At 40.8% G+C, this 14,468-nt stretch carries 13 protein-coding genes, 3 tRNA genes and 1 rRNA gene; 5 read left to right on the top strand and 12 right to left on the bottom strand.

Annotation, left to right across the window (positions count from 1 at the left end; translation table 11 throughout):
* Positions 1-119: 119 nt before the first annotated feature.
* Positions 120-824: a response regulator transcription factor gene (locus ATS74_RS12275; RefSeq protein ID WP_058549189.1), complete on the top strand. Its 705-nt coding sequence runs from the start codon at positions 120-122 to the stop codon at positions 822-824.
* Positions 825-879: 55 nt separating this feature from the next.
* On the opposite strand, the gene ATS74_RS12270 is transcribed toward ATS74_RS12275, so the two are convergent.
* The 7 genes from ATS74_RS12270 to nudE form a co-directional block, all read right to left on the bottom strand.
* Positions 880-2,388, bottom strand: coding sequence for a YifB family Mg chelatase-like AAA ATPase (locus ATS74_RS12270; protein WP_058549188.1), 1,509 nt, complete (start codon positions 2,386-2,388; stop codon positions 880-882).
* 34 nt (positions 2,389-2,422) lie between these two features.
* Positions 2,423-3,037 carry a trimeric intracellular cation channel family protein gene (locus ATS74_RS12265; RefSeq protein WP_058549187.1) on the bottom strand — a complete coding sequence of 205 codons (615 nt, stop codon included), beginning with the start codon at positions 3,035-3,037 and terminating at the stop codon, positions 2,423-2,425.
* A gap of 653 nt (positions 3,038-3,690) precedes the next feature.
* Positions 3,691-3,767, bottom strand: a tRNA-Met gene (locus tag ATS74_RS12260).
* 67 nt (positions 3,768-3,834) lie between these two features.
* A tRNA-Met gene (locus tag ATS74_RS12255) sits at positions 3,835-3,911 on the bottom strand.
* 83 nt (positions 3,912-3,994) lie between these two features.
* Positions 3,995-4,071: transfer RNA gene (locus ATS74_RS12250), tRNA-Met, on the bottom strand.
* Between the two features lie 136 nt (positions 4,072-4,207).
* Positions 4,208-5,011 (bottom strand): 3'(2'),5'-bisphosphate nucleotidase CysQ, encoded by an 804-nt coding sequence (gene cysQ / locus ATS74_RS12245; protein WP_058549186.1) that lies wholly within the window; start codon positions 5,009-5,011, stop codon positions 4,208-4,210.
* Positions 5,004-5,576: an ADP compounds hydrolase NudE gene (nudE, locus tag ATS74_RS12240; protein WP_058549551.1), complete on the bottom strand. Its 573-nt coding sequence runs from the start codon at positions 5,574-5,576 to the stop codon at positions 5,004-5,006. Before nudE ends, cysQ begins: the two co-directional genes overlap by 8 nt.
* Positions 5,577-5,638: 62 nt before the next feature.
* Between nudE and yrfG the strand changes: the two genes are divergently transcribed.
* The gene (gene yrfG / locus ATS74_RS12235; protein WP_058549185.1) at positions 5,639-6,286 is read left to right on the top strand and encodes a GMP/IMP nucleotidase; all 648 of its coding nucleotides are present in this window, start codon (positions 5,639-5,641) and stop codon (positions 6,284-6,286) included.
* A 20-nt stretch (positions 6,287-6,306) separates the two neighbouring features.
* On the opposite strand, the gene ATS74_RS12230 is transcribed toward yrfG, so the two are convergent.
* From ATS74_RS12230 to ATS74_RS12220, 3 genes are all read right to left on the bottom strand, one after another.
* Positions 6,307-6,930, bottom strand: a complete 624-nt coding sequence (locus ATS74_RS12230) for a dUTP diphosphatase (RefSeq protein ID WP_058549184.1) — start codon at positions 6,928-6,930, stop codon at positions 6,307-6,309.
* A gap of 83 nt (positions 6,931-7,013) precedes the next feature.
* The gene (locus tag ATS74_RS12225) at positions 7,014-7,382 is read right to left on the bottom strand and encodes a YacL family protein (RefSeq protein WP_058549183.1); all 369 of its coding nucleotides are present in this window, start codon (positions 7,380-7,382) and stop codon (positions 7,014-7,016) included.
* A gap of 114 nt (positions 7,383-7,496) precedes the next feature.
* On the bottom strand, positions 7,497-7,721 hold the full coding sequence (locus tag ATS74_RS12220; RefSeq protein WP_058549182.1) for a hypothetical protein: 225 nt from the start codon (positions 7,719-7,721) through the stop codon (positions 7,497-7,499).
* Between the two features lie 312 nt (positions 7,722-8,033).
* Here ATS74_RS12220 and uvrD point away from each other — a divergent pair, with 312 nt between their 5' ends.
* From uvrD to ATS74_RS12205, 3 genes are all read left to right on the top strand, one after another.
* Positions 8,034-10,199, top strand: a complete 2,166-nt coding sequence (gene uvrD, locus ATS74_RS12215; protein ID WP_058549181.1) for a DNA helicase II — start codon at positions 8,034-8,036, stop codon at positions 10,197-10,199.
* Positions 10,177-12,246 carry a GNAT family N-acetyltransferase gene (locus ATS74_RS12210; RefSeq protein WP_058549180.1) on the top strand — a complete coding sequence of 690 codons (2,070 nt, stop codon included), beginning with the start codon at positions 10,177-10,179 and terminating at the stop codon, positions 12,244-12,246. The genes uvrD and ATS74_RS12210 overlap by 23 nt, the downstream gene beginning before the upstream one ends.
* 87 nt (positions 12,247-12,333) lie before the next feature.
* Positions 12,334-13,182, top strand: a complete 849-nt coding sequence (locus ATS74_RS12205) for a hypothetical protein (protein WP_058549179.1) — start codon at positions 12,334-12,336, stop codon at positions 13,180-13,182.
* Positions 13,183-13,230: 48 nt separating this feature from the next.
* On the opposite strand, the gene ATS74_RS12200 is transcribed toward ATS74_RS12205, so the two are convergent.
* Both ATS74_RS12200 and rrf read right to left on the bottom strand, forming a co-directional pair.
* Positions 13,231-13,887 carry a nitroreductase family protein gene (locus ATS74_RS12200; RefSeq protein WP_058549178.1) on the bottom strand — a complete coding sequence of 219 codons (657 nt, stop codon included), beginning with the start codon at positions 13,885-13,887 and terminating at the stop codon, positions 13,231-13,233.
* A gap of 448 nt (positions 13,888-14,335) precedes the next feature.
* Positions 14,336-14,450 (bottom strand): 5S ribosomal RNA (rrf, locus tag ATS74_RS12195).
* Between the last annotated feature and the right edge of the window lie 18 nt (positions 14,451-14,468).

Below are 14,468 nucleotides of genomic sequence, written 5' to 3'. Positions count from 1 at the left end.
TTACGTAACACCCTACATGCCTTTGACATATTAAGTTACCTAAAACTTACAAACCCCCTTCTCAGCATTTAGTTAATGGTGCTACCATACAGAGCTATAAACACTCAAAATAAAGTACTATGGCTATTAATGTTTTATTGGTTGAAGATGACGAGCTACTCGTTAAACGCATCCAAAATCACTTCGCAGAAACTGAGTTTACAATTGAGGTTGATCCCACTGGTGCCGATGCACTTAGCATTGTTAGGCAACGAGTAAACCTGCGCAGCGCTTTTTCGTTAGCCATAATTGATATTGTTTTACCAAAGCGCGATGGCCTTCAACTTGCTAAAGAGCTGAATACACTCACTGATATAGGCGTTATTGTACTATCAAGTAGAGACTCGCAGGCTGATCGTATTGCTGGTCTTGCCCAAGGTGCCGATGACTACATATGCAAACCCGTCGATTTATTAGAGCTTGAGCTACGTATGCGCGCTTTATACAAACGTGTTGCAGTAACGCAAGAAGACGATGAAAGCGAAGAGTTTATAGAATACGCCGACTTTAAATTACATCCAGATAACCGCACCCTTATTACTGCCGCAGGTGTGGAGTCACGATTAACCGAAGCCGAACACAAAGTGCTTATTTGTTTAATTAGTAATGCAGGTAAAGCCACCTCGCGTGAAAAAATATCTGAAGAAATTGGCCAGCCCGACTGGAGTCCAAACGATCGTACCGTTGATGTTTTAATTGGCCGTTTACGCAAAAAGCTTAACGATGAAAAAGATCAAAAGCGCATTGTTACTGTACGCGGTAAAGGCTACATGCTGTCGCTATAAAGCATTCAATATATAACCTGATTTTGGAATAAATTTATCTTAAACGTAGCTCAGGTTATTTAGCTAACTGCGCTAGAAGTCGTTCAAAAGCGCGATAATTTAATGCTTCTTTTAGCTCATCTAAACTAATGTTTTCAGCCCCTTTTAAGTCACTAATAGTACGCGCCACTTTTATTACTCTATGATAAGAACGTGGCGATAACGACAGCTTCTCACTCGCTCTGGCTAAAAATTGCAGCTCTGGGGAGGCAAGCTCACAATGCACATTCATTTCTTTATTATTAAGCCGCGCATTTACTTTGCCTTGTCGCTTTAACTGAATGTAATAAGCCGCCTCAACTCTTGCTCTAACTTGTGCACTGCTTTCTTCTGGTTTGGTGCTTTGCAACTCTACACTTGTTAAGCGCGGCAGCTCAATTTGTAAATCTATACGGTCAATAAAAGGGCCTGATACTCGGGATAAATAACGCATTACCTGATCGGGCGTAGCACGTTTATCTGTATGGCTACCTGTAGGGCTAGGGTTTAATGCGGTAATGAGCTGAAACTGCGCCGGAAACTCCATTTGCCTAGCTGCTCGTGAAATAGTAACCGTACCGGTTTCCATTGGTTCTCGCAGTGAATCCAGAACTTTTCTTTCAAACTCAGGTAACTCATCTAGAAACAAAACGCCGTTATGTGCCAACGAAATTTCACCCGGCTTAGGGTTTGAAGATCCCCCCACTAAAGCAACGGCCGAGCACGTATGATGTGGATTACGAAAAGGCCTTTGCCGCCAATTAGTTAAGTCTATGGATTGACCAATAATCGAATAAAGTGCCGCCGTTGATATTGCTTCATCATCCGACATGGTTGGCATAATTGTAGCCATTCTCTGAGCAAGCATCGACTTACCCGTTCCAGGTGGGCCTAAAAAAAGTAAATTATGCCCGCCAGCAGCTGCAATTTCTAATACCCGCTTAGCGCCGGGCTGACCTTTAACATCACTTAAATCGAGTAAAAAGTCGGGAGCTTGTGTGCAATCGGGATATTCTATATTTAGTGGTAAAGGCTGCTGATTAAGTAAATCTCCCCATACCTCCTGTAAAGAGCTAACAGCTTTGCGTTTAACACCATTAACCAAACTAGCTAAGCTGTCGTTTGCAAAAGGTAAAAAACAGCAGCGGTCTTGCTCTTTTGCAGCAAGTACCGAGGGCAAAATAGCGTTAACCCCACGCACTTCACCATTAAGGGCAAGCTCGCCATAAAATTCATATTTATGAATATCAGGACAAACAATCTGGCCAGAGGCCACTAAAATACCTACTGCAATAGCTAAATCAAACCGGCCGCCATCTTTAGGTAAATCGGCAGGCGCTAAATTTACAGTAATTCGCTGATCAGGAAAGCCAAATTGAGAGTTCTCAAGTGCACTGCGTACTCTATCTTTCGACTCTTTAACGGATGCTTCTGGGAGGCCAACAATATGAAAAGCCGGTAAGCCATTTCCTAGGTGAACTTCTACAATAACTTCAGGAGCATTAATGCCCACTTGGGCACGAGAATAGATGCGAGCTAACGACATTCCTTATCCTAGTAAATGGTGTGATTACACCAGTTTAGTCAGGATAATTAAAAACGTGTACTGTGATTTGCCATTTAATCGCGGCAATACGTAGCGATAAAGTGGTTAGCATCGCTAACACCATAGCCGATTCAGTTGCTAATCCAAAATAAATCCCAAGTGTATAAACAATACCGCCCGCTATACAGGTAATAGCGTATAGCTCACCTTTTAACAGCATAGGAATTTCGCGCGCCAGTACATCGCGGATCATACCGCCAAAACAGCCCGTAATAACCCCCATAATAATAGCAGTCATATGCGGCATACCTGCCAGTAATGCTTTTTGAGTGCCCATTACTGCAAAAAAAGCTAAGCCAAACGCGTCAGCAATTTGTAACGTGTAATGTGGAATCGATTTTTGCTTATTAATCAGCCTAGAAGTAATGAATACCGCAGCCAAAATAGCATAAAAAAAACTTTGATCGTGTAGCCAAAAAACGGGGACATTTAAAATTACGTCACGCACTGTACCACCACCAATGGCAGCCACGGTCGCTAATACCACTACCCCAAAGCCATCCATTTTCTTTTCGTGCGCTACCAACGTGCCAGTAACAGCAAACACGGCAATGCCAATTAAATCAAACCAGTGGTAAAGTTCAGTCATGCTAGTAACAACTCAAAAATATTTGTGCCGTTTTAACACAAACCAAACAAAGTTTTAAGTAATAACGATTTATTTTAAGAAGTTTATAACATTTTTGAAGGGTATATCTGGAGGTATGGGCTCATTAAAGTTAAGTGCCTCACGCAATGAAGACGAACTTAGAGTTATGAGACAAACATAAACGTACTAAATTTTAGGCATAAAAAAACACGCTTTAAGCGTGTCGTTTCATTTTTATTTCAGTGGTTGCGGGAGCCGGATTTGAACCGACGACCTTTGCTGGCTAATGGAGAGCTGAGACTGACGAGCTATTCATTCCACTGAATTTCAGGCATAAAAAAACACTCATATAGAGTGTCGATTCATTCTAACTTTTTATTTCAGTTGGTTGCGGGAGCCGGATTTGAACAGACGACCTTTACTGGGTTATGGAGAGCTGAGACCGACGAGCTATCCGTTTCACTGAATTTCAGGCATAAAAAAACACGCTTTAAGCGTGTCGTTTCATTTTTATTTCAGTGGTAGCGGGAGCCGGATTTGAACCGACGACCTTTGCTGGCTTATGGAGAGCTGAGACCGACGAGCTATCCATTTCACTGAATTTCAGACATAAAAAAACACGCTTTAAGCGTGTCGTTTCATTTTTATTTCAGTGGTTGCGGGAGCCGGATTTGAACCGACGACCTTCGGGTTATGAGCCCGACGAGCTACCAGGCTGCTCCATCCCGCGCCTGAAATATGCATACTTATTTAGCGTTGCTTACATTACAACGTGGCTGCCAATCTTTATAAAAAATTGGTTGCGGGAGCCGGATTTGAACCGACGACCTTCGGGTTATGAGCCCGACGAGCTACCAGGCTGCTCCATCCCGCGCCTGTATATTTTAAGTCTATCGACTACTTAGTTTCATCTCTTAAGTTAGAGCTTTACAGTAACCTCAATCCTATACAGGAAATTGGTTGCGGGAGCCGGATTTGAACCGACGACCTTCGGGTTATGAGCCCGACGAGCTACCAGGCTGCTCCATCCCGCGCCTGTAATTTCTTTTAAGCAGTATCGTGTTAATCACGAGCCAGCTTTGAAGAGAGCGCTACTATATAGGAATAAACTTATAATGCAAGGCTTTAACTACTTAAAACCGTTCAACTGAACAAAAAGCAATCAAAGCGCTATTCTGCGCTCAATCTTTGGTGTGGACTTATCATTTTTTGAAACTCCCAATCGGGGTGTCCCATAACAATAAAATCTGGATTTTCTGTGCTCTCGCGCTGGTTATAAGTAAGTGGATTAAACTCCGCGTCGGTAATACAACCGCCCGCCTCTTCTACAATAACCTGCGATGCACCGGTATCCCACTCACCAGTTGGACCAATTCTTAAAAAGCAATCGGCTTTACCCTCTGCAACAATGCACGCCTTTAACGAACACGAGCCAACGGCGATAGTGGCAAACTGAGTATTTAAGTACTGACTTACTGCCTCAATTTTTTGCCTACGACTAACTGCAAGCGTTAAGTTGTCAGGCGTTGCCACCGACATTTTAGTGTCGTTGCCATTTTCACGCTTAAATGCCCCATTGCTTGCTGAAGCAAAATAAGTAATACCTTTTGCTGGCCAATGAATCACACCTAAAACAGGATGATTATTTTCAATAAGCGCAATATTTACGGCAAAGTCACCACTTTCTAAAATAAATTCACCAGTACCATCCATAGGATCTAGTAACCAATAACGCTGCCAATGCTGTCTGTCTGCTAATGCAGGAATAGGTGTTTCTTCCGACATAATAGGAATATCAGGCGCTAGGGCTTTTAAACCAGCAACAAGTACATCGTTAGCAGCAAGATCTGCCTTGGTTACTGGTGTGTTATCAGACTTTTCTTGTTTGCCAATATCGTCTTTTTTATAAATAGACATAATGGCATCACCAGCACATTGGGCTAATTCAATACATGGCTCTAATAATTTATTCATTGGCAGCTCCAGACGCTAAATACTTATTTAATAATAGCAAAGCTGCAACACTGCGTGCTTCGGTAAAATCTTCTTGCTCTAATAATGACTGCCAATCTGTTAATGGCCACTTAACAACCACCAGTGGCTCTGGTTCATCACCAGGCAAAGTTTGCGGATATAGCTGCTTGGCAAACAAAATATGCATAGTGGCGTTAAAATAACTTGGCGCCATAGACACCACTTTAAGCGGCTCAAAAAACTCAGCGCCAAAGCCAACTTCTTCTTTAAGCTCTCTGTTCGCTGCTTGCTGGGGTGTTTCGCCCGGGTCTATTAACCCTTTAGGAAACCCTAACTGATAGTCGTTTGTACCAGCGCAATACTCACGTACCAGCAGCATTTCGTTATCGGCAGTAATAGGCACAATCATCACTGCCCCTCGGCCACCGCCGCGAATACGCTCGTACTGGCGCTCTTCGTTATTAGAAAATTTAAGCTCTAAAGACTCAACAGTGAATAGACGGCTTTTAGCGACGACATCATTGCTGATAATTTGGGGTGGAGTTGGGTGCTTTTTCTGTGTCATTGGCGTTATTTTGCTATCATGGCAGTTGTGCTTAATCATAAACTTTTCACAAGGAAAAGCCCATGCTAAATTGGTCAAAAATCGATACCGTTTTACTCGATATGGACGGAACATTACTCGATTTACATTTCGATAGTCATTTTTGGCTTAATGTTGTTCCTGAGCAGCTTGCGCTTACTCGTAATATAACCGTTGATGAAGCAAAAGCCGATATGCACAAACGCTATCAGGCGGTAAGCGGCCAAATACAATGGTATTGCTTAGACTACTGGGAAGAGCAACTTAATTTGCCTATTATGGAGTTAAAGCGCCAAACACAGCATCTAATACAAGTGCGTGAAGATGTGCCTCATTTTTTAACAGAGCTAAAAAAAGCAGGTAAAGAGTTAATACTATTAACTAACGCCCACCCAGAAAACGTCATGCTTAAATTTGAGCATACCGCCATAGATAATTATTTAGATGGTGTGGTATCGACTCACCAATACGGAGTGAGTAAAGAGCAGCAAAGTTTATGGCATGAGGTACAAAAAGACTTAGGGTTTAATAAACACCGTACCCTGTTTGTAGATGACAGCGTGCAGGTGTTAAATGCCGCAAGAGAATACGGCATTGAGCATTTACTTGCGGTTGCTAACCCAGATAGCCAGCAACCACATAATGAAATAGCCGATTACTTAAACGTTACCGACTACCGCACTATTATATAATTAACCTGAACTTTGGATAATTAGCTTTTTGGGTAACGCGCTTCTAGGCCTTGGTATACTAACTTTGCAAAATCAGCATGTTCGGTATCAAGGCTTTTAACTACTTCAACTAAATGTTCGTTATCTTCTTGGCCGTTCCACACTTTAATATAGCTACCATCTTTATAACCATGATCTTGGCGGAAGAAGTTTAAGGTATTTTTACCTACGTAGCCACGGTATAAATCGTCTATATTCATACCGATTTGCACCATACAGCCTGCAAATGCAGCGGCGTTAAAGGTTTTATCAGCAACTGCTGATGCTGCTAACATTTCAAGTGTTTGTTTAAAGTCATCAGCTTGCTCAGGCGCATTAAGTTGCTGCTCTAATTGCTTAGCTAACTCTTCATAACTTGTAGTGCCGTCTATTCTTAGCGACAAACCAAAGTGAAAAATATCAACCAATTCTAAAATTACTTGCTCTGTATCGGGCGTTTGTTTTTTCCACCACTTCCAGCCGTAATGATCTAACATTTCTGCACATTCGACCCAAATGGCTCTGTACCATTCAAATCCTTGGCTAAACCATTGATCATGAACCTTAGTATTCATGGCATTTTGCATTTCTAGCATGACTACTAGCTTTTTTAAATTGGCAGACATATTCATTCCTGACGTTTTTGATTAGTGTAATAGTACAGATAAAAAAAGCGTAATGCATCTGCACTATTTTAATAAATTTGGTTTTACTTTGATCCGCTAAATTCAGCCCACGACTCAATTAAATCAATAAAATCCTCAAAGCCACAGCCGCTGCTTAAGCCGTTTTCTTCAAGCATTAAATCATCATCTTGGTAGGCTACCAGATCTTCGCTGTCTTGATGCAGGGCATGCGCTTCGAATAAGGCTTCGTCTTTAGAGAGTATTAAATCGATCTCCTGGCCTTTTAGGGTAACTGGCTCGTAGCTTGTTTTTACCGAGGTAATAAGCGCTTGCACCATGGCTACTTTGTCTTTGCCAATCTCTTCATTTAACCAACGGCCAATTATTGCGTGCTCGCTGCTTATTTTAATGCGTAAGCCACTAATAGGGTCACGTATAAATTGATATTCCATAACTGTTACTTTTTAAACGCTAATAACGCGATTATACCCGTAAATTAGCTTAAACGCCGACTCTAAAAAGCAAAATAGCGCACTAGGGCGCTATTTTTATAAAACGTTAAATACCTAACTTCGTGAGCGGTAGCGTGCTGCGTCTATAATCGACCATAAGTAAATAATTGGCACAAGTACAAAGCCTACTAATACATATATAAGCGCATAACTAATTATAATCGCTAGCGCAAAAAATATAGCGGATAAAATACGCCCTTGAACTAGTTGCCCTAAACCAGGAAAAAAGATATTACACAACGCTGCAATTACATTACCGCCAGAACCTTGATCAGCCATACTCACCTCTGTAGTTAATTAATTTTAAATTTTAGTTATTTACTTACTATCACACTTTATGCCAATTTATTAAATCTTAAAAATCAAATAGTTAAATTAATACTAAATAAATACTTTAGTATTTTTTACTAAATATAGGTCAATTTGATTATTTTTATTCTTAAATTTAGTTATTTATACATGCTAAAAACTAGCCAGCTAATTGGTTTTAGACACTATTTTTAGAATAGCTGTTCATAAAAACAGTATTTTATTTAGCCTAACAAAAACACCTGTTATACTGCCTTCATTATTGATTGAAAAGGCGTAACGATGGACGTTTCTGAATTACTCGATGGCTTAAATGACAAACAACGCGATGCCGTTGCAGCCCCACTACAAAACATGCTGGTATTAGCAGGTGCTGGGTCTGGTAAAACACGAGTGCTGGTTCATCGTATTGCGTGGTTAATGCAGGTAGAGCAAGCCTCTGCTTATAGTATTTTTGCGGTTACTTTTACCAATAAAGCCGCTAAAGAAATGCGCTCTCGAGTAGAAGAAACCTTAAAAGCACCTGTCGGTGGCATGTGGATTGGTACTTTCCATGGCTTATCACACCGTATTTTGCGCGCTCATCACCGAGAAGCAAACCTGCCAGAAGCCTTTCAAATATTAGACTCTGACGATCAGCTAAGAATGATCAAGCGCTTATTAAAATCAATGAATATTGATGATAAAAAATGGCCAGCTAAACAATTTGGCTGGTACATAAGCGCTAAAAAAGACGAAGCTCTTCGCCCTAAAGATATTCAAGCTTACGATATAAATGAGCAAATGATGCTGCGTGTATATGCCGCGTATCAAGAAGCGTGTGACCGCGCTGGTTTAGTCGATTTTGCTGAAATACTGCTACGTAGCTATGAGGTGCTTAAAAATAACCCTACACTACTTCGCCATTACCAACAGCGCTTTGCGCACATGCTGGTAGACGAGTTTCAAGATACCAATACCATTCAGTACGCATGGTTAAAGCTACTCGCAGGCGATACACAAAGCATTATGATTGTGGGCGACGACGACCAAAGTATCTATGGTTGGCGCGGCGCTAAAATAGAAAATATAAAACGTTTTTTAACTGACTTTGACGCCGAGACTATTCGCCTTGAGCAAAACTACCGCTCAACTGCAACCATCCTAAAAGCATCTAATGCGCTTATAAAAAATAACTCAGAACGCATGGGTAAAAGCTTATGGACCGATGGTAATGAAGGCGAGCCTATATCAATTTATGCAGCGTTTAACGAATTAGACGAAGCCCGCTTTGTAAGCAGCAAATTACGTAGCTGGTTAAATGCCGGTAATGCATTGCAAGACGCCGCCATTTTATACCGTAGCAACGCGCAATCTCGTGTACTCGAGGAAGCCATGCTACAAGAAGGCTTAAAGTACCGTATTTACGGTGGTATGCGATTCTTCGAGCGTCAAGAAATTAAAGATGCGCTATCGTACTTACGCTTAGTAGGTAATCGCCAAGACGACGCCGCATTTGAGCGCGTTATTAACACCCCTGCGCGTGGTATTGGCGATAAAACATTAAGTCATATACGTGATTGTGCACGGGCTGAATCACTCCCGCTTTGGTACGCAGCTAAAGCTATTGTTGAGCAACAGCATTTATCTGGCCGCGCGGCAGGTGCAGTATCTAAATTTGTAGAGCTGGTTGAGCACATAGAGGACAAAATTAGTGACCTTACACTGCACGAACAAGCTAAATACGCTATTCAAACCTCTGGTCTTATGGCTATGTACCAAGCTGAAAAAGGCGAAAAAGGCCGTGCCCGCGTAGAGAACTTAGAAGAGCTTATTAGTGCCTGCGATCAGTACGAACTCCCTGAAGAAGAAGAGTTTAGTTCGCCACTTCAAGGGTTTTTAGCTTATACATCGCTTGAATCTGGTGAAGGCCAAGCTGATGAGCACGAAGACGCGGTACAAATGATGACCCTTCACTCAGCTAAAGGCTTAGAGTTTCCGCTTGTGTTTATGGTGGGTGTTGAAGAAGGCATGTTCCCTTCACAGCAAAGTAATGAAGAAACAGGACGCTTAGAAGAAGAGCGACGTCTTTGTTACGTAGGTATGACCCGCGCAATGGAAAAACTATACATAAGCCACGCCGAAAGTCGCCGTTTATACGGTCAAGAAAAATACCACAGTCCTTCACGCTTTTTACGTGAAATACCAGAAGACTGCGTAGAAGAAATTCGTATTAAAACGCAAGTGTCGCGCCCGCCAGCTGCGGGGCGTTTTAGTGCCTCAGTAAGCCATGCTGTATTTGAAGAAAGCGGGTTTAACTTAGGTCAGCGCGTACTACACGCTAAGTTTGGTATAGGGACTGTGCTTAATTACGAAGGTAGCGGCGCGCAATCGCGTGTGCAAGTAAACTTTGACGACCTTGGCAGTAAATGGCTAGTAACCGCATATGCACGACTTCAAGCTGTATAAAGAGTTAGTTACAAAACTAACTCAGCAACTAGCTGGTGCAAACCATCGCCAGCTAGTGCTTATTACAGGCAACTCTGCTTGGTGCTATAACTTAGTTAACTCTTTTATAAATAACGACAATACAGCTGCGTTATCTAAATCAGAGACTTTAAAAAATGCCATTTGGCCCTCTCATAATCATCAAATATTGGGTAAAGAGTTTAACGATGCTGTTTACGATGGTTTTAGTGGCCTACATCCAGATAAATTAGCAGCGCTCGCAGGTACTGTTAAAGCTGGCGGAATTTTATTTTTAATGCTGCCAACGCTTAATTCGCTCGATACTTGGCCCGACCCTGCTTTAGCTAGCATTGAGTCTTTCGGGCATAACACTTCACAAAGCTTATTTAATAAACGTTTTAGCTCTATTATTCATTCTCTGCCCGCTTTACATTTTAGTGAGCTAAACGGAGTAACAAGTAATATTAAGCCTTCACCGAGCAATACTATTAATTATCAGCCACAGCAAAACTGTGTTGAGCAAATAGTAAAAGTAGCGAATGGAAGAGCAAATAGACCTCTCTTGATAAATGCAGATCGCGGGCGAGGTAAATCAGCAGCGCTTGGGCTTAGTGCAGCACAACTTAGCGATAAAAAAATAATTCTTTGCGCCACTCAATTCAGTGCAACACATTCAAGTTTTAAACATTTAGCAAATGCACTAAATGTAAATTACGACCCCACACAAAAGCAGTTGGCTAACTTATCTTATATGCCGCCAGATGCCTTACTCAATAGTTTACCCGAATGTGATTTATTACTTGTTGACGAAGCTGCAGCAATACCAGTGCCTCTATTATTAAAAATATTAACGCATTATCCAAAAGTTGTATTTGCAAGCACACTTGTAGGCTACGAGGGCAATGGACGAGGTTATACAATTCGCTTTAGCAAGTACGTTAAAGCACATTATAAAGCAGCAAAAGTAGTTACGCTTGACGAGCCACTGCGATTTGCCAAACACGATCCTCTTGAGCAGCATATACGTACACTATTGGCATTAGACGCTCAATTTAGCGAAACCAATTGTGCCGATATATCTGCTTTAACACACCGTGAAATTAGCCAGCAATCATTAATTAATGATGAGCTGCTACTTAGGCAGGTTATTGCATTACTTGCCCAAGCACACTATCAAAGTAGCGTTAACGATTTACGACACCTGCTTGATGCGCCTGCACAACGAATATTTATTAGTGAAGAGCACAACCGCTTAGTAGCAGTTTGCTTAATAGCTATTGAAGGTAATATCGATACTGATTTAGCAGAGCTAGTTATTTCAGGAGAGCGTCGACCACAAGGTCATTTAATGGCGCAAACGCTTGCACAACTTAGCTTCAGCGCTGACTTTTTAACCCAGCTAAGTGCCCGCGTAGTGCGTATAGCCGTAGATCCTAGCGCTCACAATTTAGGGCTCGGGAAAGCACTAATTGGCTATTGCGAATTAAAGCTAAAGCCACAGTGCAAATTTTTTGGCGCAAGTTTTGGAGCTACGGCTCCCTTACTCAATTTTTGGCAAAGCGAGGGGTTTGTACCTGTAAAACTAGGATTTAAAAAAGATAAAAGCACTGCTGAGCATTCAGTATTAGTGATCAAACCATTACATGATGGCTGTAATAAATTAGACGGTCTAAGCAAACAATTTCAAAATGAATTTATGTACGGACTTTTAACTCACTTTAAAACCATTCATTGGCAGCTTGTCAGTATATTACTCAATAGTTTTTCAGATGAGCCACTTACACCACATGCGCTTTTTCAACTAACGCAATTTAGAGATAAAAGCTTAAATAGGTTTTCGGTATCAGCCGTAGTTTGGCATACCATAAATAAAGCGCCTTCAAATGTAAGAAAGTTAAACACTCCTCATAAACAGCTTATTATTCAAAGTGTGCTGCAAAATTACAGCGATGAGCAATTATTAAAGCAGTTTTCTTTAACGGGTAAAAAACAGTTAGATAATAGCCTCTCTAGTGCTTTTAAATCACTGATTGCACAATTTAAGTAATCCTACTTTTAAAAATCGTAACTCTATAAGCTATTTATTTATTTTGTTCTATCCTTTAAGCATTAATAGGTAAATAAAGTTAAAGGCATGGAATTAATAAACTTTAAAGTTGGCTGCAAAACAATTTCACTTAAAATTCTCGATATATTACTCACAGAGCGTTTTAACAACGACCTCACTACTCTGCCAAATAATAATAAAAGCTTTATTGGCGTTAAAGACTATATGGAAACGCCTACTCCGGTATTTGATTTAGGGATTATTCTAAACGGTAATTCTACAGAGCAAAGTAATAAGCACGCCTTAGAGCAACTTCGCAAGTGGCAAGAGTCACTTGAGGTTTGGTTTACTCATCTTGAAAAAAGCCTGACAAAAAACAATACAGCCATCTCAACAAACAGTACTCAATTACATAACTTTGAAGTGTTTTATCAAGAGTTCCAAACAGATAATGAAGACTTGCAAGCCATAATGGAAAAATTTGACCAGCCATTCAAGTCACTGCTACAGACCATGGATAAAGCAGCTGAAGCTAGTAGCGATGACAATAAAAAACAGGTCAGTAAATATATAATCAATATTAAGCAAAATATCTTAATGCAACTAAATCGATTATTTGAGGCTGCAAAAGAGCAAATTACACTCGACTATAAACCTATCATAGTCTTTACCACTAAAGATGGCTCAACTCCACATGTAGGGCTGTTAGTAGATAAAGTAGAGGATAACGTAGATTACAAAAAAGAAGATATTAAGCCTTTGGATAAGCTAACAGAGGTTGGTTTTGATATAGACCCGCAAACTAAAAATATGATGCGCGGTTTAATAAAGCTAGCCGAAAAGCACAGTGTTTTAATTGATCCAAGCGCCATTTTTAGCCCTGTACGCGCAGCACAAGAAGGCGTTCAAGAAAATGCAGCATATGGCTTATTTTAAAAACAAAGAAGCCGAGAATATTCCCGGCTAATTATTTATAACAGTAAGTTATACCGTAGTAATAATATCTCCTACAGCTAAACGAGCCTTAGGTAAGCCATGGTTCCAGTCTTCCTCTTCAAGCGGGTAACCCATAGCAAGCGCAACTTCACAAATGTGTCCATCAAGCTCAGCGCTAAACTTTTCACCAATTAAGTCTGGGTCTACACCCTCCATAGGTGTAGAAGCTATGTTTAAACGCGCTAGAGTATGCATTATATTACCTAGCGCTAAATAAACTTGCGCTTTAGTCCAACTACCGTTGTAACCATTTTCATCTGTGTTCATTTCAGCAAATGCATATGCACCCATAAAGTTATCACGCATATCTGCTGGTAGGTGGCCTGAGCTTACCTCTACGTCAACACGCTTCGAAAACTTCTCTTTAGTGAACTCAGGGTCATAAGCAAGTAAAAGCGTGTGAGATGCCTCTTTAGCATGGTGTTGATTAAACTGGTGCTTATTAGCAAATGTATCGTGTAAACGGTTCTTACCTTCTTCACTTTCTACTAGAACAAATTTCCAAGGTTGAGAGTTAATTGAAGAAGCAGACAGACGAATAGCTTCTTTTATTACTTCCAAATCATCTGCTGAAATACGCTTAGCAGAATCATATTTCTTCGCAGTATAGCGATTATGTAAGTCTTTAATGATTTGATGAGACATGCTCTTCCCCGTCGTGATGTAAGTATGTAAATACAAGATGGAGCTAGTGTAATTGCAAAAAGAAGGTTTGATAATTAGCAATAAAGTTAAAAGACTTTATAAAATAAATTGATAATAGATGAACCATATCTCTCGACTAATTGACCTGACTTTAGCTTTTAGCGTTGGGAGTCGCTGCGCTTGCCCAACACTGGTTGAATGTGTATTAATTATGCATATTTTACTTTTCTTCAGACGTAAAAAAGCCCGACTATTGCTAGTCGGGCTCTCTACAATTTGAAGCCTGGTGATGTCGTAGTGCCCACAGCGCTCGAGAGCCACATAGCCAATGCTACACTATCATCGGTCGAAGCTTTGGTTTCACTACTGAATTAAGCATGGGCTATTTACTAAACCCCAGATAGCAAAAAACCCGTTACATTGCTGTAACGGGTTTCTCTTATTTGAAGCCTGGTAATGTCCTACTTTCACATAGCAAATGCTACACTATCATCGGCGCTGTTTCGTTTCACTACTGAGTTCGGCATGGAGTCAGGTGGGTCCAAAACGCTATTGTCACCAAGCAAATTTGGTGCAAAGGA

The organism is Pseudoalteromonas sp. H103 (genome assembly GCF_001469205.1).
Classification (GTDB): domain Bacteria; phylum Pseudomonadota; class Gammaproteobacteria; order Enterobacterales; family Alteromonadaceae; genus Pseudoalteromonas; species Pseudoalteromonas carrageenovora.
This window is presented reverse-complemented; position numbering and strand designations above follow the sequence as displayed.